The following is a 17,790-nucleotide window of genomic DNA, read 5'->3' on the forward strand; positions in this document are numbered from 1 at the left end:
TAACGGTGAATGGGGGGAAGGTCGGTGCGAAAGAGATATCCATTTATAAGAACAAAATTTATTCCACCGCTGGTAAAAGATACAAATCTGTATAGACCAGTATTAAGTAAAAAATTGAGAAGAATACTTGATGTACCAATCACCTTAATCCACTCTGGCCCAGGCTATGGAAAAAGTTCATCAATTGCATCTTTCTTAGAAAATCACAAGGGACGCTACTGCTGGTATACCCTATCGAAACAGGAGGATCATTTCATTCCGTTCCTTGTCCAAATGATATATGCAGTCCAAGTAACTTTTCCATCGTTTGGTCAGAGCTTACTTGAGTTTTTAGTAAATGAGAATATTGACAATATGGACGAAGAAATTGAGTTTCTATGTTCTGAGTTTATTAATGAACTAGTTGGCATGGACGAGTCTGTGATCATTGTTTTGGATGATATTCATTACTTAGAATCCTCTAGCAGCAGTATTAGGTGGTTAAGTTTATTAATACAATATCTACCAAAAAAAATTCATCTGGTCTTAAGTGGAAGAATACGACCGACATGGGACATTCTGACGAGGTTACTTGTCCATGGCGAGCTCCTTGAAATTACTGAGGCCGACTTGGCTTTCACGAAAGAGGAGGTTGAAGTATTATTTGGAGATTTTTATCATCTCGAGTTAAATGAATCGCAAATAAATTATGTTTATGAATTAACAGAAGGATGGATAATTGCCATTCAAATGATCTGGCAGCAATTTAAGATTACTGGTGATCTTGAGGTCAAGGCACATTTACATATACGATCACTAGAAGAACTTTTTCGGTATTTAGCCATGGAAGTATTTTCAAAGCAACCGAGCGATATTCGACAGTTTTTACTTGCTACTTGTATCTTTGACGATTTTAATAACCCGTTCTGTAATGCTGTTTTAAAGCGGCAAGATTCTCAAGGAATGATAGCGAACTTGCTCTCCCAAAACCTATTTATCATTCCTATTGGAACGGAACAGTATCGTTATCATCCTTTGTTTAAGGACTTTTTAATCAAGCAATTGCGACAGGATGAAGAATGTTTTTATGAGTATCAGAACCAGGCGGCCATCTATTTTCTCGCAAAAGAGGATTATGAACGAGCGATCTACCATTATCAGAAAATTGATGAGAATAAAAAGATTGGTTGTATTTTAGAGGAGTATGGCCAAACCCTTCTTCAGCAAGGCAAGATTGATGCTGTTTCAAAAATGCTTGAACGACTTACAACAAATATCAAAATGGAATATCGTAAGCTTTGGTTTATTGAAGGTGAAATTAATCGCTATTTTTGCCATTATGAGAGAGCGCTTACTTGCTACCGGCAGCTTGAAGAATTGGCAGATCTTAATGAAGATGTACGAGCGGGCAGCTTGGCACATGAAGGAAAAGCAAAAATATACCTAGACACAATTCAGCCAGCAAAAGCCGATAGTCATTTGAGTCAATCAATTTGGTTAATGGAACAAGAACAAGAAAATCCGGATCGGCAAATACAACTATATAGTCTAATGGCTGAAAATCTAGTGAATCTAGGGAAAATGAAAGAAGCGTTGCAGTGGTTAAATAAATGCAAGGCGGTTCAAGCAGATTTTACAAAGGTAGAGTTAGTGTCTCGCTATTTTTTACGTATTGGCGAGCTACACCAAGCGAAAACATTAATTGAGACGTCAACGGCAAATCAAGTAAGTGAAAATCCGCTTACCCAGTCACATAGGGAAACAGATCTTATACTTTCAATCATCTGTTCGTTTATGGGAGAGTTAGATAAAGGAAAAAGGCTAGCTGAACGAGCGATCCTAAGAGGGACTATCCGAAAGTCTCCATTTGTAGAAGCTTGTGGCTGGATCAGAATGGGCCATGTTGTACAGCTAGATTCGAAATATAGTCATGAGTTAGCGATCCAATGCTATGAAACAGCATTAGGGTTAATGGAAAAAATCAATATGTCTCGAGGCAAGTCCGAGGCCTACATGGGCTTAACAGTACTTTATGGAAGGTTAGGAAACTATGAAATGGCTCAAAAGATGTCGCTCATGGCTATTGAAGAACCAAATCGGGTCAAAGACCAATGGTTAGCCGCTTTTGTACATGTTTCTCAAGCAATCGCCGCAATATATTGTAAGGAATTTGAACAAGCAAAACGTTTATTACTAGAGGCTGCCACAGGCTTTGAGAAATGTGATGGAAAATATGGTCGCACAGTTACATTTTTTTGGTTAGCAAAAATTGCTCATGATGAAGAAAATTGGCTAGATTTTGCAACTAATATGGAAAAGTTTTTGCAATTGGTTCATGAATACGACTATGAATTCTTCGTAACTAGTAAAACATTGTTTGGTCCTAAAGATTTGCAATTGATCATCCCCATGCTACTGAAAGCTAAAGAACTAGAAATTATGAGCTCAAATCGTTTACTAGCGACGCTTGGATTAGAGCACTTAACCTTTCATCCAGGATACTCGATTAAAGTGAAAACGTTAGGTGATTTTCAGGTGTGGTTGGGGCACGAAAAAATCCATGAAAAAAGTTGGAAGCGTGAAAAAGCCAAAGAATTATTTCAGGTTTTTGTGACCTATAAAACAAAGATGTTCCCAAAAGGTGAATTGTTACAATTGCTTTGGCATGAACTTGATGAGGATTCAGCACAACGAGATTTTAAAGTGGCACTAAATGCACTCAATAAAGCGATTGAACCAGGGCGTCAAGCTAGAAGTAATCCATATTTTATTCAACGAGAAGATTCTTTATATGGAATTAATAAAGAGGCTGTTTTGGAAGTTGATTCGGAGATTTTCGAACTAACGATCGAAAAAGGTCTAAAGGAAAAAGGAAATAAAGAAGCAATTGAAATTCTAACTCAAGGGCTAACTTTATATGAAGGTGACTATCTACCAACTCGTCGCTATGATGACTGGTGTGTAGAAGAACGAGAACGATTACAGGTCTTATTCTTACGTGGAGCTGAGAAATTAGCGCAATTATACCTTGAAAATGAAGGGTACGATGAGGCGATTTATTGGAGTGAAGCAATTCTTGTTAAGGATGTTTGCTGGGAAGAGGCATACCGAATTTTGATGTATGCCTACTATAAAAAGAAAAATCGAACCTACGCTCTACGAATTTATGAAAGGTGCTGTAAAGTACTTCAGGAAGAATTAGGAATTGAGCCGATTGATGCAACAAAGCAAATCTATAAGAGAATAAAAAAGAACGCTAATGTTGAATTAAATAGTATGGCTTTGTAGAAGGCTGTGGTATGTTTTGATGCTTGAGATTACTCGAACTTATCACCAGAAAAATCCCGAGAAACTATTTTGTAACTAAGATGTAACTTCGTATTTGTATAGTAAGGATGAAATGAAAAGTAAAAAATAGGAGGTTAGCGGAGTTCAAGTGAGTAGGTTATACTGCACTCTTAAAAGACTGAATATTTAAAAATGTAACTTATTTGTAACCTTCATCCTTAATACTGAAGATATCACAAAAAAGGGGGATTTAAGATGAGATTGAAGAAAACGTGGCTTGGGTTTCTGTTTGCACTACTTGCTTTCGTAATGCTTGCAGCGTGTAGCTCTAGTGATACAGGTGGCGAACAAGAAAAACCAAATGAAGAAACACCAAAAGCGCCGACAGAAGTGAAAGAGGAGCAGGAAGTAGTCAAAATTGGGTTATTAACATCATTAACAGGTGCGCTAGAAGCGTATGGTGCGCAAACAGTAAAAGGTTTTGAACTTGGGCTGGAATATGCAACTGGTGGCACAATGGAAGTTGCCGGGAAGAAAATTGAATTCATTATTGAGGATACAGAAACCCAAGCAGATGTAGCAGTTCAAAAGGCTACGAGATTACTAGAGGATCATAAAGTCGACTTTATTGTTGGTTCTTCTTCGTCTGGTGATACATTAGCCGTTTTACCATTAATGGAAGAGTATAAAAAAATAATGGTTGTTGAACCTGCTGTCGCTGACAGTATCACAGGGGCAAACTGGAACAAGTACATTTTCCGTACAGGTAGAAGCTCGTCACAGGATGCTGTTGCCGGTGCTGCTGCGATTGCCAAAGAAGGTGTAAAGATCGCGACGTTGGCACAAGATTTCGCATTTGGTATAGATGGAGTTGCAGCGTTTAAAAAGGCTGCAGAAGATCTGGGGGCAACTATCATTCATGAAGAGTTTGCGGATCCAGCAGGTGTTGACTTTTCTTCGAATATTCAACGAATTATTAATGCACAGCCAGATTACTTATTTGTTATTTGGGCGGGCGCTAATAATCCTTGGGGACAACTAGAGGATATGAGAATTCAAGATCGCGGTATTAAAATCTCGACAGGAGCTCCAGATATTGCAGCCCTACGTACCATGCAAGATGTTGTTGGTATGGAAGGCTTCACTGTTTACCACCATAGTCTACCAAATAATGAAGTGAACGATTGGTTAGTTAATGAACATCAAAAGCGCCATAATGGCGAGATGCCAGATTTATTTACACCTGGTGGCTTTGCGGCAGCAATGGCAATCGTCGCAGCACTAGAAAAAACAAATGGTGATGTTGATACGGAAACTTTAATTACAGCTATGGAAGGAATGACGTTTGATACTCCAAAAGGACCAATGACATTCCGTCCGGAGGATCACCAAGCTTTACAAACAATGTATGCGATTACACTCGAAATGACGGATGAGTTTGATTATCCGGTACCAGTCTTGAAGCGTGAACTTTCACCAGAAGAAACAGCACCTGTAATTCAAAATAGTCGCTAATTAAAATAAAGGTGGAGCACGATGATTTCAATGCGTGCTCCGCTTTTTTAAAAGGGAGTTTAAGTTTTAACAAGAAAGCTCGAACAGAGGGGTGAGATTGGTGGAAACAATACTAGAAACAAAAGACTTAACAATTGCCTTTGGCGGCCATATCGCCGTAAGTGATGTAAACGTAGAAATTGAACGGAACCAGCTTAAATCAATTATTGGTCCGAATGGAGCGGGTAAGACGACGTTTTTTAATATGATCAGTGGCCAGCTAAAACCGACAAAAGGGCAAGTCTTTTTTAAAGGTCAAGACATAACAAAATTGTCGCCAACAGAACGAACTAGATTAGGAATCGGCAGGTCGTTTCAGATAACCAATGTGTTCCCTCATTTAACCTGTCATGAGAATGTGAGACTCGCAGTGCAATCGCAAATGGGAATTTTTTATAATATGATCTCTCATTTTAAAAGTTTAAAAGAAGTGAACGAAAAAGCTTCTGAGTTTTTGAAAACAGTCATGCTTGAAGACAAGGAGAATGAGTTGGCTGTAAATCTAGCTCATGGAGAAAAAAGAAAGTTAGAGATTGCGATGCTGCTTGCCTTAGAAACCGAAGTGTTACTTTTAGATGAACCAACAGCAGGAATGTCTTTAGAAGAGGTTCCAATGATCCTCGATGTCATTCGTGCAATTCGTGATGAACGTAAACGGACAATTGTGCTAATCGAGCACAAAATGGATATGATCCTCGATTTATCAGACAGCATTATGGTTTTATTCCACGGTAAGCTACTTGCTGATGGGGAACCAGAGGAGATTATGCAGAACGAACAGGTTCAAAGAGCCTATTTAGGAGGTTTGCACAATGACGCTTCTTAAAGTGGAAAACATTCATACCTATATTCAGCAGTATCACATTTTACAAGGCGTTTCATTTGAAGTAAAGCAAGGGGAAGTAACGGTATTGTTAGGTCGAAATGGAGCGGGGAAAACGACGACACTTCGATCAATCATGGGGTTAAATCAAGTGAAGTCAGGGAGTATCACTTTTAAAGGCGAAGCGATTCATACGTGGCCGACGCACAAAATTGCCAATGCGGGAATTGGCTATGTTCCTGAGGATCAGGGGATATTTGGATCATTAACTGTCGAAGAAAATATGAAGGTTGCGATGAAGAAAAAGGATGAGGCGACTCTAGAACGCATGGACTGGATTCTCGACTTGTTTCCGGATTTAAAGCAATTTTGGAAAAAGAATGGTGGTCACTTAAGTGGGGGGCAAAAGCAAATGTTATCGATCGCAAGAGCTTATATCAATGACAATGCGATGCTACTCATTGATGAACCTAGTAAGGGATTAGCACCTATTATTGTCGAGAAGGTAATGGATTCGATCAATCAAATGAAGGAGAAAACGACGGTCGTACTTGTTGAACAAAATTTCATGATGGCAAGTGCTATTGGGGATCGCTTTTACATTATCGATGACGGTCATTCTGTTTATGACGGAGCGATGGAAGAACTAAAGCATGACGAACAATTAAAAAGAAAATATTTAGGAATTGCTTAATAGGAGAGTGAATTTCCTAAATACCTTAACCGAGCTATATCAATCTAGATACAGTTGCAATTGGTTTTTACGAAACTAAGACTTAATAGCGAAAATAATGTAATGATGAAATTCACTAAGGAGACAAAACTTTTGGCAGAAGCCATGTACTACAGAAAGTAGGTGAAGCAATTGGAAATGCTGATAAACATTACGATCAATGGTTTGGCTACTGGGATGCTAATCTTTCTACTTGCTGCAGGGTTAACACTTATTTTTGGGTTGATGGACGTTTTAAACTTCGCCCATGGAGCCCTGTTTTTATGGGGGGCATATGTAGGAATTTGGGGTTATACAACCACTGGAAGCTTTTTACTTGGAATTTTGATGGCCATTATCGCGTGCGGAATTTTAGGATATTTATTAGAGCGGTTTATCGTCAAACCTGTGTATGGAAATCACATTCAACAAATATTGATTACCTTGGGTGCGATGCTTGTGCTAAGTGAGCTCGTAAAAGTTGTCTGGGGACCTAATATTATTCAGGCTAGAGCTCCTGAATGGCTTCGTGGTAGCTGGGAAGTTGGCGATGTATTTCTCATAAAGTACCGAATTTTTATTATCTTTGTGGGATTAGTTGTTTTTGGTGGATTGTTATTTTTATTAAATCGAACGAAACTGGGGCTCGTCGTGAGAGCGGGTGTTATGGATAAAGAAATGGTGCAGGCGTTAGGGATAAATATTCGTAGAGTCTTCTTATTCGTTTTTATCCTAGGAGCATCAATGGCTGGTTTAGGAGGAATGCTGTTTGGTCCATACTCAGGGGTCATTTATGCGGAGATAGGATTAGAGTATGGTATTTTAGCATTTATTGTTGTTGTCATAGGCGGTATGGGTAGCGTGTTGGGCTCAATGATTGCAGCACTATTAGTCGGTTTACTAGGTTCTTATGCAGCTTATTTTTTACCTGAAATTGCTTTAGCGGTTAATTTTCTGCTGATGATCGGAATCTTAGTATTTAGGCCTTCAGGGATTATGGGTATGAAGGAGGCACTAAAATGAGTCGACTGAAACAGATCTCGAAATTTAAGTTTAGCTTATCGGTCGTCGCGATTGGCATGCTGATGCTACCTTTTGTGAATGACTCTCGGACAGCAATGATCATGTTAACGAAGATCTTTATTTTTGCGGTCTTTGCGATGAGCTATGACTTGTTATTGGGTTATACAGGAATTGTATCCTTTGGTCATGCGATGTTCTTTGGGATTGGTGCGTATACAGTAGCGATTTGCTTAAAGGCTTTTGGTCCTACCGTGCCGGTCGTTTTATTAGCGACAGTTATTACGATTATCTTTACCGCGATTGTTAGTTTCCTAGTTGGACTACTAACCCTCCGATTAAAAGCTCATTTCTTTGCGATGTTGACGTTGGCTGTTGCTGCTTTATTTTTGGTAATTGCTGAAAAGTGGCGCTCGGTAACAATGGGGAATGATGGGTTTACGTTTGCCATTCCTGAGATTTTCCGTGATCGAGTCTCGTTTTATTTCATTGCCTTGATCTTTATGATCCTTGTGTACTTGTTCTTAGAACGGTTTACGCAGTCACCGATGGGGCGAGTTTTGCAGGCAATTCGAGAAAATGAGCCTCGGGTCGAGTCACTAGGCTACCGCGTCATGCATTATAAAATTACTGCTAACGTTATCGCCGGAGTTGTTGCAGGTTTAGCAGGAATTCTGTATGCAATGAGTTTACGTTTTGTTAATACAGCGGTTTTCGCAACTGAGTTAACATTAGATGCACTGTTAATCACGATCATCGGTGGGGTCGGAACTTTGTTTGGGGCAATTGTTGGTGCGGCGCTTGTCGAGTATGCCAGACATGCCTTAATGGACTTAGCGAGTGTTCACTGGATCTTCGGGCGCTGGGTCATCCTTCTTGGAACCGTTTTTATCCTGGTTGTCATGTTCTTCCCAAAAGGTATTGTTGGATCAACGAAATATTGGTGGGCGAAACGACAAATGGCGAAAGCAAATAAAATACAAAGTGCATCGTCCAGTAAAAATCTCGATCGAGATGTGAGCTAAGGAGAGAGACAGCTATGGAGTCACAATCTCAAGTGAAGTCATTCGTGATCAGAGTACAGACCGTAGAGGATGATAATCAGTCACGTGATCAGAGTTTACGAATAAAGGTGAAACATGTTCAATCAGACGAAGAGGCTACTTATGCAACGTTGGAGGAGGTCTTCGATTATATCAAGGACGTAATTGGGGAGTGAAACTGAGTGAAACAAGAGACGGAAGCGATTGGAATTGTTAGTACAGGAGTGTACCTACCGGATCGGCGCATGAGTGGTCGTGATATTGCAACTTTATCTGGAATACCGCTAGAAGTAGTTGAGTTGAAAATGGGGATTAAGGAGAAAATAGTTCCCGGTCCCAATGATCATACGTGCCAGATGGGAGTACTTGCAGCTAAAGAAGCGTTAAAAAAAGCTGACCTTGATCCTCGTGAGCTTGATTTAATTATTTATATTGGAGAAGAACACAAAGAATATCCACTTTGGACAGCTGGAATTAAACTCCAACAAGAAATTGGTGCAGTTAATGCTTGGGCGTTTGATGTGGCGATGCGTTGCGGTACAACGGTGATGGCGTTGAAAGTAGCCAAAGATATGATGAAGGCGGACCCGGAGATTCGGACTGTATTGCTGGCTGGTGGGTATCGAAATGTCGATTTTATTGATTATGAGAATCCGAGAACAAGGTTCATGTATAACCTTTCTGCTGGAGGAGGGGCAATCATCCTTCAGAGAGGATATCAGAAAAACGAACTATTAGAAACGTCACTAATGACAGATGGGTCTTTCTCAGAAGATGTCGTTGTTGTCGCTGGAGGAACGAAACATCCGATCACTGCAGATGCCATTGAAAAACGCCTTAATTATTTGGAGGTGCTTGATCCAGCTGGAATGAAAGCACGACTTGAGGAAAAATCAATGCGAAACTTCTTGCAGGTGATTAGACAATCCTTAAAGAAAAGTGGTCTTTCAGAAGTAGACATTGATTATTTAGCTATTCTGCATATGAAACGTTCGGCACACGAGTATGTTTTACGAGAATTACAATTACAGGAGGAACAGTCAGTCTATTTAGAAGATTACGGTCATATCGGCCAAATAGATCAAATTTTATCGGTAGAACTAGCCCTTGAACAAGGCAAAATAGCTACAGGTGATGTTGTCGTGCTCGTTAGTGCTGGAATTGGCTACGCATGGGGAGCAACAACGATTCGCTGGGGTAAGAAAATAGCTTACTAGATGCTATCAGAATTGAAAAAACGATAGGAGGAAAGTTATATGGCGGAAGTGACCTTAAAGTCCGTAACAATCGAGAATGGAGAAACAATTGCCTATCGCGAACGTACCGGTGGTGAGGAAGTATTGCTTTTGGTTCATGGCAATATGACTTCTTCAAAGCATTGGGACTTATTAATAGATACATTAGATGAAAAATATAAAATTTATGCAATAGATTTACGAGGGTTTGGCGGGTCGAGTTATCATCAAGCGATCAATTCGATCAAAGATTTTAGCGATGATTTAAAGCAACTTGTCGATGTCATAGGTTTAGAGAGATTTTCCCTCATGGGTTGGTCGACGGGTGGAGCAGTTTCGATGCAGTTTACGATTGATCACCATGAACAAGTGAATCGTCTAATTCTCCTCGCATCAGCTTCGACTAGAGGATATCCTTTCGTACAAGTAAATCCAGCTGGTGAAGTCGTTCGATGTAAGTCGAAGGAAGAGATCGAACAAGACACAACAAAGTCACTTCCAGTTCTTAAAGCCTATGAAACTAGAAATAAAGAGTTCCTTAGAGCTCTTTGGAATGCGGTCATCTATACGACTAAGCAACCGCCTGAAGACTTATACGACCAATATACGGAAGATATGTTGACGCAGCGTAATCTCACTGATGTCTATCATGCTTTAAATACATTTAATATTAGTGATGTTCATAATGGCTTATCAGCAGGAACTGGAAGAGTGAAGGAGATTGGGGTACCTACACTTGTTTTATGGGGTGAAAATGATTTAGTAGTCACCGAACAAATGACAAAGGAGATAAGCGAAGATTTAGGAAAGGTAGCCAAAGTTGTTTATTTACAAGGTTGTGGACATTCCCCGTTGGTAGATAATTTAAAGCTATTAAAGCATGAGGTTGAATGCTTTCTTGAAGGTTATAGATTGATATAGAGATTGAGAGGAGAAATTTTATGCGTTTAAGAGATAAAGTTGCGATTGTGACAGGTGGAGGAAATGGTATTGGAAGAGAGACAGTATTAACTTTTGTAAGAGAAGGTGCAAAGGTAGTCATTGCTGATTTTAATGAAGAAGCAGGTTCGCAAGTATTGCAAGAGGTAAACGATCTTGGAGGAACTGCGTTTTTTCAGAAGGTGAATGTTGCAGATCAAGAGAGTGTGAAACAATTAGTGGAAACAACGATCGAAACATTTGGGGTAGTGTCGATTTTGGTAAATAACGCTGGAATTACGGCTGATGCGATGACCCACAAAATGACCCCTGATGCTTGGCAAAAAGTAATTGATGTGAATTTATCTGGTGTCTTTTACTGTACACAGGCAGTGATCGGAAAAATGCTTGAACAGGGAAAAGGGAAGATTATTAATACCTCGAGTGTTTCTGGTATTTATGGGAATGTTGGGCAAGCCAATTATGCAGCTACGAAAGCGGGCGTGGTCGGCATGACGAAAACCTGGGCAAAGGAGTATGGAGGCAAGGGAATTAACGTCAATGCCGTCGCTCCAGGATTTATTGAAACCGCTATGGTTGCGAAGGTGCCAGAGAAGGTCATTGAGAAAATGAAAGCAATCATTCCTTTGAAAAGACTAGGAAGTCCAACTGATATTGCAAATGCTTATCTTTATCTAGCATCTGATGAATCGAACTACGTTAATGGTACCGTTCTCCACGTTGATGGTGGGATCATGATGTGATCTCCTAATCTGTAACTTGAATGCAACTCTTTTTTTATATATTGGTATAAGAAAAACATTGTGCGCGAACTTGTTAGATTGCGCAAATGATAACAAAAGTAAAGGGGGAGGTAAGATGAGCTGGGATATTGATTGGTTGCAAAAACGAGCTCGGATTACTCCGGACCGAGTTGCAGTTGTTGATGGGGAAACGAGAGAGCGGTGGACGTACCAAAGTTTAAATGAACGTGCAGAACGTTTTGCTTCATATTTAGTTGAGAATGGAATTACCAAAGGAGATCGAGTAGCGCTACTCTCTCCAAATCACGTTTGCTATTTTGATTTATTGTTTGCTTGTACGAAACTAGGAGCGATTTTCGTTCCGTTAAACTGGAGACTTTCAAACAACGAAGTCGAATATATCCTAAATGATTGTCAGCCCAAATTAATCGCATTTGCGGAAAAACTACAGTCATTACTTCCAAAAGAATACAAGGGATCATTGTTTAATATAAGTCAACAGTATGAGTTGATCGTCAAACATCCTATTACCCGAAGCAATTACGCTCAAGTGAATGAGTGTGATCCACTAGCGATTATTTATACGGGTGGAACAACAGGGAAGCCCAAAGGAGCAGTTCTTACTCACCAGTCGATTTTCTTTAATGCAATTAATACGATTATAAGCTGGAATTTAACATCTGAAGATACGACGGTCACCTATTTACCAATGTTTCATACCGGGGGACTAAACGCCTTATCACTCCCGTTATTACATATTGGGGGAAAAGTGGTGATTGGTGATAGATTTGAAGCAAAGCGGATTATCAAAGTGATTAATGAGGAAAAGTGTACGATTCTCCTTTAGTACCAACGATGTACCATGTCTTAACAGAAACAAAACTATTTCAAAAAACGTCATTTCCAACGATGCATACATTTTTATCTGGTGGAGCACCGTGTTCTTATCGGATTTATGAAGCTTTTGCCAAAAAAGGTTTAGCGTTTAAAGAAGGTTATGGGTTAACGGAAGCAGGGCCAAATAACTTTTATATTAATCCAAGTGAGGTCTTGCAGAAGAGAGGATCGGTCGGTAAACCAATGCTTTATAATGACGTCAAAATCGTAGACGATTGTGGCAGAGAGGTTCGTAGTAGTGAGGTTGGTGAAATTATCATCAGCGGCCATCATCTTTTTGCTCATTATTGGAACAATCCTTCTGTAACTGCCGAAACGAAAAAGGATGGTTGGCTTTATACTGGTGACCTAGGGAAATTTGATGAAGAAGGCTATTTTATATTGTTGGTCGAAAAAAAGACATGATCATCACGGGTGGTGAAAATGTTTTTCCTTTAGAAGTAGAGCATGTCATTGCCGAACATGATGAGGTAGCTGAAGTCGCCGTTGTTGGCATCGGTGATGAAAAATGGGGTGAGGTTGTGACAGCTTTTATCGTCCCAAAAGATAAAGCAGTTATAACAGAAACAGATATTGAGATCCACTGTAAAGCCTACCTTGGCGGCTATAAAGTGCCAAAGATCATTCGTTTTGTTACCCAATTACCGAAAACCGCTGTTGGCAAAATTGATAAGAAGCAATTAGTAGAGATGAAGGCTTGAGATGATTTTCTCAAGCCTTTCTGGTCATAAAAAACTTCCTCGAAATTACATTCAATACCTCAACTCAAAACTCATAACCAAAAAACTCAAACTATCTCCAACGTAAGCTTTCTAAATCGATTTCGGGAATAAGCCCTTCTTTCGCCGCTCGTCCAAGCAAAGCGAAAACGGCCGCGTATCCATCTTCCCCTAAATTTGCCGAAAACTCATTTACATATAAATCAATATGAGCTTGGGTTACTTCTGGAGAAAGCTCCTGAGCGTGACACATGACATAGTCACGAGAGGCTTCTGGATTAGCCCAAGCGTATTCTACTGATTGTCGGATCCAATTAGAGATCTCTGTTAAGTTTAACGAGCGTTTTGCAATAATGGCTCCGAGCGGAATTGGAAGATTTGTATCCTCCTCCCACCAGTTTCCTAGGTCTGTTAAAAGTGACAAACCATAGGTTTGGTATGTGAAACGCGCTTCATGGATAACTAAACCAGCATCGACTAACCCGTCACGAACAGCTGGCATGATTTCATGAAATGGCATGACTACGATTTCACCTACACCACCTGGTACTTGTTGTGCCGTCCATAACCTGAATAATAAATACGCAGTTGAACGTTCGCTTGGAACAGCGACTCGTTTTCCGGCTAATGCTGCTGGTGTCATGGCTTGATCATTAGTTAAAACTAACGGACCACAACCTCTTCCTAAGGCACCACCGCATGGTAATAAGGCGTAATCAGGATGTGCCCATGGAAGAGCGGCGTAGGAAATTTTCATAATTTCCGGTCCGTCAGGCTGGACCGCTAATGTATTGGTAATATCAATGTCTGCGTAGGTTACATCAAGCTTAGGAGCTCCTGGGACGAGACCGTGCACTAACGCATGAAAAATAAAGGTATCATTTGGACATGGTGAAAAAACGATTTTCATAAACTAAAGCACCTCCGCTATAATTGAACTTGCTTTTTCTAACATATGTAACGCTTCTTTGATTTTCCAAGCTCCTTTATCACGTGGACCGACGGGGTTGGAAATCGTCCGAATTTCGAGTATTGGTACATTTGCATCACTTGCTGCAAGAGCCACACCGAATCCTTCCATTGCTTCAACCGTTGCTCCCGGAACACGTGTAGCTAATTGATCCGCAGTTTCCTTAGTACCTGTGACCGTTGCTAAGGTGAGAATTGGTCCACTATGTGTCGGAAGTCCTGCTGTTTTTAGAGCTGTGGCAACCTTGTTAGCAAACCGTTGATCAACGGCAACACGGGATGTACCAAAACCTAGTTGTTCAATACTCGCAAAACCTTCACCAGTTTCAGCACCAAGGTCCGCTGCAATAATTTCAGTAGCGACGACCACTGAACCAATTTCGGCTTGTTCGGAGAATCCGCCACCAATTCCGGCATTAATAACGAGGTCATATTTATTAGTGGCTAAAACCTTAGCTGTACTTATTGCTGCAGCAACAGGCCCAACTCCTGCAACAACAACATCAAAGCGAGGGGCGTTGTCGATACCACGAAGGACTGCTTCCTGCTCGGCAGCAACGGCAGTCATGACTAATATACGCATATTGTTAATCTCCCTTTAAAAACGATTGATAAGAATGAATTTCATCTCCCTTTTTTCCTTTAGCTCGATGTGCTAATTGGTTGGAATAATGAAATTGAGCTTTATGTGTAAATTATACAATAATATAACTTGATTGACAGTTTTAACAAGTTTTTAATGTCGAAAAACAGTATTGAAATACCCATCAAAGTAGAAGACTTGGCTGATCTATGATAAGGTTATATTAGTTGTTAAGGAGGTTGAAGATGGACAAGAAAAGCATTTATATCATCGGTGGTATTTTTATCTTATTTTATTTTATGATCTTCTTTAAGAGTCCGTCAGAAATACCGACGGATGTTCGTGCGGATATTTGGGATACGAGTTATGAGATTATGGTTGAGGTATTAGTTGATTCGTCACCATATGAACCATTAAATGAAGATACATATGAAGCATTTAACACGTTCGTTGATAGCTATAGTGCTGAGGCGACAGTCAATGATCCTCTAACAGAAAATGAAAAAGAAATACTCTATCATATTAAGGGTTTAGTATACCACGCCCAGCAATTTCGAACTCTTTACCAAGAATGTGGCGATTGTTTTACTGACGCTGCCAATGAGCAATTAAACAAAATGGTTGAAGCAGAATTTGAGCTTCTTCGTATCTATAATATCAATGCCGTTGATTTCTATGAACAATAAAAAATGAGGCTACCCAAATGTATGGGTGAGCCTCATTTTTTTGAGGGAGGGGGAGCCCTCTATATCGAAATAACCTTCGTCATCATCTTTTTTTCTTTTTGAGTCTCGAGCCTATTGCTCTGATTTGTTCTTCCATTTCTTTTGTGGTTATTTTTCCTTGGATATATTTTTCGTGAATTTTTTCCTTCATAAGTGCCTTATTTAAGCGATCTGTATAGTCCATTTCATAACCACACCTTTCTAGTAATCTACTAAACATCATTGCCAACTCTTTCTTTATGTATACCAATCCCTTACAAAAGTTTTTGGTGAATTAGGATATGCTACAAATAGCTAAGTTGTGGCATTTTTTTGTATTTTAATAATGTAAGCCTTTGCAATTAAAGAGTTAACGAAGTTGTGAAAAATAGTTGCGATGGTATTTGCTATAATAAGACACCGGAAATTAATTTTCATTCAAATCTGGAGGGTACTATGACGTTTTTAGATGATCCATTGATACTAATATTTGTCATTTTGTTTGTGGGGTCTTTTATTGGTCAGTTAGAGATTAAGGGAATTAACCTTGGGGCATCTGGTGTTTTACTTTTTGCCATGGTCTTAGGGCACTTTGGTTATCAAATCCCAGCAATTGTACAGAACTTAGGGTTAAGTTTGTTTATTGTTGCGGTAGGGCTTCAGGCAGGTCCACGATTTTTTCGAATGTTGAAAAGTAGTGGTTTAGTTTTTGCAATCTTAGGTTTTCTAATCATTGTAATTGCGTCAATTACGACCGTGATTGTCTCAAAAGTTTTCAATTTATCTGCACCATTAAGTATTGGGTTGATGACTGGTGCATTAACGAGTACGCCTGGATTAGCGGCAGGACTTGAGGCGACAAAGGATCCGATTGTCTCGGTAGGATATGGGATTGCCTATCCTTTTGGGGTCATTGCGGTCGTTTTATTTGTTCAGCTTTTTCCAAGGGTATTAAAAGTTGATTTACAAAAGGACTTGCAAAAAACAGTTAGTCCAATTAAGCATAAAAGTTCCTTAAAAAAAATGACAGTGTTGATTGATAAAGACGAGGCTCATAAAAAAACATTAAAGGAGCTACAACGAAATATAAAAAGTTCTGCAATTATTAGTCGGGTGATTCGCGGCGACCGGAATTTTTTAGGGCGCAATGATACGGTGCTGTTAAAAGGCGACGAAGTAATTGTCGTCGGCTACCCTGAGGAATTAAATAAATTTAGAGATGCTGTCGGTCGTGAGGTTACGACCGATGTTAATATTCGCGCCAATATTCGAATGCATCGCGTTGTTGTGGATGCCGAAGAATTAATCGGGAAAGTCTTCGCGAGATCCACCTTAGGGAAAGATACAGCGTAACTGTTACTAGGCTTGAGCGTGCTGGCTTTGAATTTCCTCCTACTGCGACGTGGCGCTTTGAACGTGGAGATGTACTGACTGTTGTATGTAGTCCGGAACGAATTAAAGCAGTTGAAGAGTTATTTGGTACGAGACAGCATAAAGAGGCAAATATTCATATTTTTTCATTAAGCCTAATTTTGTTATTAGGGATTTTAGTTGGAATGATGCCAATCCATGTTCCCGGTTTAGGGAGCATGACACTAGGCGTTGCAGGAGGACCATTGTTAATTGCCATCATTATTGGTCACTTTGGGAAACTTGGTCCTATCCAAGCGAGGTTTTATCAACCGTCAAATCGAGTCATCCGTGATGTGGGCTTAGTATTATTTTTAGCAGGGGCAGGAACAACGGCTGGTTCTGGCTTAGTTGAGGTCGTCCTGCGAGAAGGTGTCGGATTAATTATCGGGGGAGCTATCATTACAATTGTTCCTATGTTTACAGCTTTTATTATTGCAAAAAAACTCTTTCACCTAAGTATTATTCATTCTTTAGGAGCTATATGTGGGGGGATGACAAGTACACCAGGACTTGGCGCATGTAATAACTTAGTTGAAACTGAGGACCCAGCCATTGCTTATGCGGCCGCGTATCCGATTGCACTAATCTTTGTCGCAATATCAGCGCAGGTATTGGTGCTGATTTTGTAAAAGTCATCTTCAATGCTTGCCCTCAGTAAAAGGCTAAGAGAAGTTTTTTCTCTTAGCCTTTTATTCAGATGCATCTTTGTAAATAGCGGTGGTATCATAGTTTATTGTTGTTTACGTGTTTCTCGTTTATTTACTGGTTGCTTCAACCAGTAACGAATTCCCCTACCAGCTAAAGGTTCGTCGCTATACCTAGGTATTACATGAAGATGACTATGCATAATAGATTGATTTGAAACCTCGCCGACATTCCAGCCGAGTGTATAACCATTCGGTGAATACTTTCCATCAAGAAACTCCTTAGCGCTCTGTAGAAGTTCATATGTATCGTTCCATTCTTCTTTTGTTAATTCAAACGCATGAACTCGATGTTTCTTCGGGACAATTACACCGCATCCTTCCAATACATCTTGCTGAAGGTTGTGCTGTAGAAAATAGCACGTCTCATTTTCAAAAACAATATTCTGTTCCGTGTCTTTTTCTGGGTTACAAAAAGGACAATTTTCTTCGTAAGCCATATGTACCTCCTGAGTAGTAGATCAT

At 39.9% G+C, this 17,790-nt stretch carries 18 protein-coding genes and 2 pseudogenes; 16 read left to right on the plus strand and 4 right to left on the minus strand.

What is annotated here, in order from left to right; all coding sequences use genetic code 11:
* The first annotated feature begins 24 nt into the window (after positions 1–24).
* The 12 genes and pseudogenes from H1D32_RS02890 to H1D32_RS24855 all read left to right on the plus strand — a co-directional run bounded on the left by H1D32_RS02890 (position 25) and on the right by H1D32_RS24855 (position 12,934).
* Complete coding sequence (locus tag H1D32_RS02890) at positions 25–3,267, plus strand: winged helix-turn-helix domain-containing protein (protein ID WP_261176657.1); 3,243 nt, start codon at positions 25–27, stop codon at positions 3,265–3,267.
* Positions 3,268–3,522: 255 nt separating this feature from the next.
* Positions 3,523–4,782 carry a substrate-binding domain-containing protein gene (locus H1D32_RS02895; protein WP_261176658.1) on the plus strand — a complete coding sequence of 420 codons (1,260 nt, stop codon included), beginning with the start codon at positions 3,523–3,525 and terminating at the stop codon, positions 4,780–4,782.
* A gap of 100 nt (positions 4,783–4,882) precedes the next feature.
* The gene (locus H1D32_RS02900; RefSeq protein ID WP_261176659.1) at positions 4,883–5,647 is read left to right on the plus strand and encodes an ABC transporter ATP-binding protein; all 765 of its coding nucleotides are present in this window, start codon (positions 4,883–4,885) and stop codon (positions 5,645–5,647) included.
* Positions 5,634–6,338, plus strand: coding sequence for an ABC transporter ATP-binding protein (locus H1D32_RS02905; protein ID WP_261176660.1), 705 nt, complete (start codon positions 5,634–5,636; stop codon positions 6,336–6,338). The genes H1D32_RS02900 and H1D32_RS02905 overlap by 14 nt, the downstream gene beginning before the upstream one ends.
* Before the next feature lie 171 nt (positions 6,339–6,509).
* Complete coding sequence (locus H1D32_RS02910) at positions 6,510–7,379, plus strand: branched-chain amino acid ABC transporter permease (RefSeq protein ID WP_261176661.1); 870 nt, start codon at positions 6,510–6,512, stop codon at positions 7,377–7,379.
* Positions 7,376–8,401 carry a branched-chain amino acid ABC transporter permease gene (locus tag H1D32_RS02915; protein ID WP_261176662.1) on the plus strand — a complete coding sequence of 342 codons (1,026 nt, stop codon included), beginning with the start codon at positions 7,376–7,378 and terminating at the stop codon, positions 8,399–8,401. The genes H1D32_RS02910 and H1D32_RS02915 overlap by 4 nt, the downstream gene beginning before the upstream one ends.
* A gap of 14 nt (positions 8,402–8,415) precedes the next feature.
* On the plus strand, positions 8,416–8,595 hold the full coding sequence (locus tag H1D32_RS02920; protein ID WP_261176663.1) for a hypothetical protein: 180 nt from the start codon (positions 8,416–8,418) through the stop codon (positions 8,593–8,595).
* A gap of 6 nt (positions 8,596–8,601) precedes the next feature.
* Positions 8,602–9,636: a 3-oxoacyl-ACP synthase gene (locus H1D32_RS02925; protein WP_261176664.1), complete on the plus strand. Its 1,035-nt coding sequence runs from the start codon at positions 8,602–8,604 to the stop codon at positions 9,634–9,636.
* A 39-nt stretch (positions 9,637–9,675) separates the two neighbouring features.
* The gene (phaZ, locus tag H1D32_RS02930; RefSeq protein ID WP_261176665.1) at positions 9,676–10,575 is read left to right on the plus strand and encodes an intracellular short-chain-length polyhydroxyalkanoate depolymerase; all 900 of its coding nucleotides are present in this window, start codon (positions 9,676–9,678) and stop codon (positions 10,573–10,575) included.
* 20 nt (positions 10,576–10,595) lie between these two features.
* Positions 10,596–11,336, plus strand: coding sequence for a 3-oxoacyl-ACP reductase FabG (gene fabG, locus H1D32_RS02935; RefSeq protein WP_261176666.1), 741 nt, complete (start codon positions 10,596–10,598; stop codon positions 11,334–11,336).
* Between the two features lie 115 nt (positions 11,337–11,451).
* Positions 11,452–12,638 (plus strand): annotated as a pseudogene (locus H1D32_RS02940) (AMP-binding protein).
* Positions 12,635–12,934 (plus strand): AMP-binding enzyme, encoded by a 300-nt coding sequence (locus H1D32_RS24855; protein ID WP_314733324.1) that lies wholly within the window; start codon positions 12,635–12,637, stop codon positions 12,932–12,934. The pseudogene H1D32_RS02940 and the gene H1D32_RS24855 overlap by 4 nt, the downstream one beginning before the upstream one ends.
* Positions 12,935–13,025: 91 nt before the next feature.
* Here H1D32_RS24855 and H1D32_RS02945 read toward each other — a convergent pair whose 3' ends face one another.
* On the minus strand, positions 13,026–13,862 hold the full coding sequence (locus H1D32_RS02945) for a 1,4-dihydroxy-6-naphtoate synthase (protein WP_261176667.1): 837 nt from the start codon (positions 13,860–13,862) through the stop codon (positions 13,026–13,028).
* Between the two features lie 3 nt (positions 13,863–13,865).
* Positions 13,866–14,504 carry a futalosine hydrolase gene (locus tag H1D32_RS02950; RefSeq protein WP_261176668.1) on the minus strand — a complete coding sequence of 213 codons (639 nt, stop codon included), beginning with the start codon at positions 14,502–14,504 and terminating at the stop codon, positions 13,866–13,868.
* Between the two features lie 245 nt (positions 14,505–14,749).
* Between H1D32_RS02950 and H1D32_RS02955 the strand changes: the two genes are divergently transcribed.
* A complete protein-coding gene (locus H1D32_RS02955) occupies positions 14,750–15,190 on the plus strand; it encodes a hypothetical protein (protein ID WP_261176669.1) in 441 nt (146 codons plus the stop codon).
* 82 nt (positions 15,191–15,272) lie between these two features.
* On the opposite strand, the gene H1D32_RS02960 is transcribed toward H1D32_RS02955, so the two are convergent.
* A complete protein-coding gene (locus H1D32_RS02960) occupies positions 15,273–15,452 on the minus strand; it encodes a hypothetical protein (RefSeq protein ID WP_261176670.1) in 180 nt (59 codons plus the stop codon).
* A 212-nt stretch (positions 15,453–15,664) separates the two neighbouring features.
* Between H1D32_RS02960 and H1D32_RS02965 the strand changes: the two genes are divergently transcribed.
* From H1D32_RS02965 to H1D32_RS02975, 3 genes and pseudogenes are all read left to right on the plus strand, one after another.
* Positions 15,665–16,561, plus strand: coding sequence for an aspartate-alanine antiporter-like transporter (locus H1D32_RS02965; RefSeq protein WP_261176671.1), 897 nt, complete (start codon positions 15,665–15,667; stop codon positions 16,559–16,561).
* A pseudogene (locus H1D32_RS02970) lies at positions 16,534–16,629 on the plus strand (hypothetical protein); the annotation flags it as partial. The gene H1D32_RS02965 and the pseudogene H1D32_RS02970, both read left to right, overlap by 28 nt.
* A 135-nt stretch (positions 16,630–16,764) precedes the next feature.
* On the plus strand, positions 16,765–17,250 hold the full coding sequence (locus H1D32_RS02975; RefSeq protein ID WP_261176672.1) for an aspartate-alanine antiporter-like transporter: 486 nt from the start codon (positions 16,765–16,767) through the stop codon (positions 17,248–17,250).
* Between the two features lie 101 nt (positions 17,251–17,351).
* Here the strand turns inward: H1D32_RS02975 and H1D32_RS02980 are convergent, their stop codons facing one another.
* Positions 17,352–17,765, minus strand: a complete 414-nt coding sequence (locus H1D32_RS02980) for an HIT family protein (RefSeq protein WP_261176673.1) — start codon at positions 17,763–17,765, stop codon at positions 17,352–17,354.
* Positions 17,766–17,790: the final 25 nt, after the last annotated feature.

Source organism: Anaerobacillus sp. CMMVII (assembly GCF_025377685.1).
In the GTDB taxonomy this organism is placed as follows: domain Bacteria; phylum Bacillota; class Bacilli; order Bacillales; family Anaerobacillaceae; genus Anaerobacillus.

What these genes read in the sequence shown, in the direction of transcription:
- H1D32_RS02915 (WP_261176662.1), top strand. Translation starts at nt 7,376, where the DNA reads ATGAGTCGACTGAAACAGATCTCGAAATTTAAGTTTAGCTTATCGGTC.
- H1D32_RS02905 (WP_261176660.1), top strand. Translation starts at nt 5,634, where the DNA reads ATGACGCTTCTTAAAGTGGAAAACATTCATACCTATATTCAGCAGTAT.
- H1D32_RS02965 (WP_261176671.1), top strand. Translation starts at nt 15,665, where the DNA reads ATGACGTTTTTAGATGATCCATTGATACTAATATTTGTCATTTTGTTT.
- H1D32_RS24855 (WP_314733324.1), top strand. Translation starts at nt 12,635, where the DNA reads ATGATCATCACGGGTGGTGAAAATGTTTTTCCTTTAGAAGTAGAGCAT.
- H1D32_RS02950 (WP_261176668.1), bottom strand. Translation starts at nt 14,504, where the DNA reads ATGCGTATATTAGTCATGACTGCCGTTGCTGCCGAGCAGGAAGCAGTC.
- H1D32_RS02980 (WP_261176673.1), bottom strand. Translation starts at nt 17,765, where the DNA reads ATGGCTTACGAAGAAAATTGTCCTTTTTGTAACCCAGAAAAAGACACG.
- phaZ (WP_261176665.1), top strand. Translation starts at nt 9,676, where the DNA reads ATGGCGGAAGTGACCTTAAAGTCCGTAACAATCGAGAATGGAGAAACA.
- H1D32_RS02895 (WP_261176658.1), top strand. Translation starts at nt 3,523, where the DNA reads ATGAGATTGAAGAAAACGTGGCTTGGGTTTCTGTTTGCACTACTTGCT.
- H1D32_RS02955 (WP_261176669.1), top strand. Translation starts at nt 14,750, where the DNA reads ATGGACAAGAAAAGCATTTATATCATCGGTGGTATTTTTATCTTATTT.
- H1D32_RS02920 (WP_261176663.1), top strand. Translation starts at nt 8,416, where the DNA reads ATGGAGTCACAATCTCAAGTGAAGTCATTCGTGATCAGAGTACAGACC.
- H1D32_RS02945 (WP_261176667.1), bottom strand. Translation starts at nt 13,862, where the DNA reads ATGAAAATCGTTTTTTCACCATGTCCAAATGATACCTTTATTTTTCAT.
- H1D32_RS02960 (WP_261176670.1), bottom strand. Translation starts at nt 15,452, where the DNA reads ATGATGTTTAGTAGATTACTAGAAAGGTGTGGTTATGAAATGGACTAT.
- fabG (WP_261176666.1), top strand. Translation starts at nt 10,596, where the DNA reads ATGCGTTTAAGAGATAAAGTTGCGATTGTGACAGGTGGAGGAAATGGT.
- H1D32_RS02975 (WP_261176672.1), top strand. Translation starts at nt 16,765, where the DNA reads ATGATGCCAATCCATGTTCCCGGTTTAGGGAGCATGACACTAGGCGTT.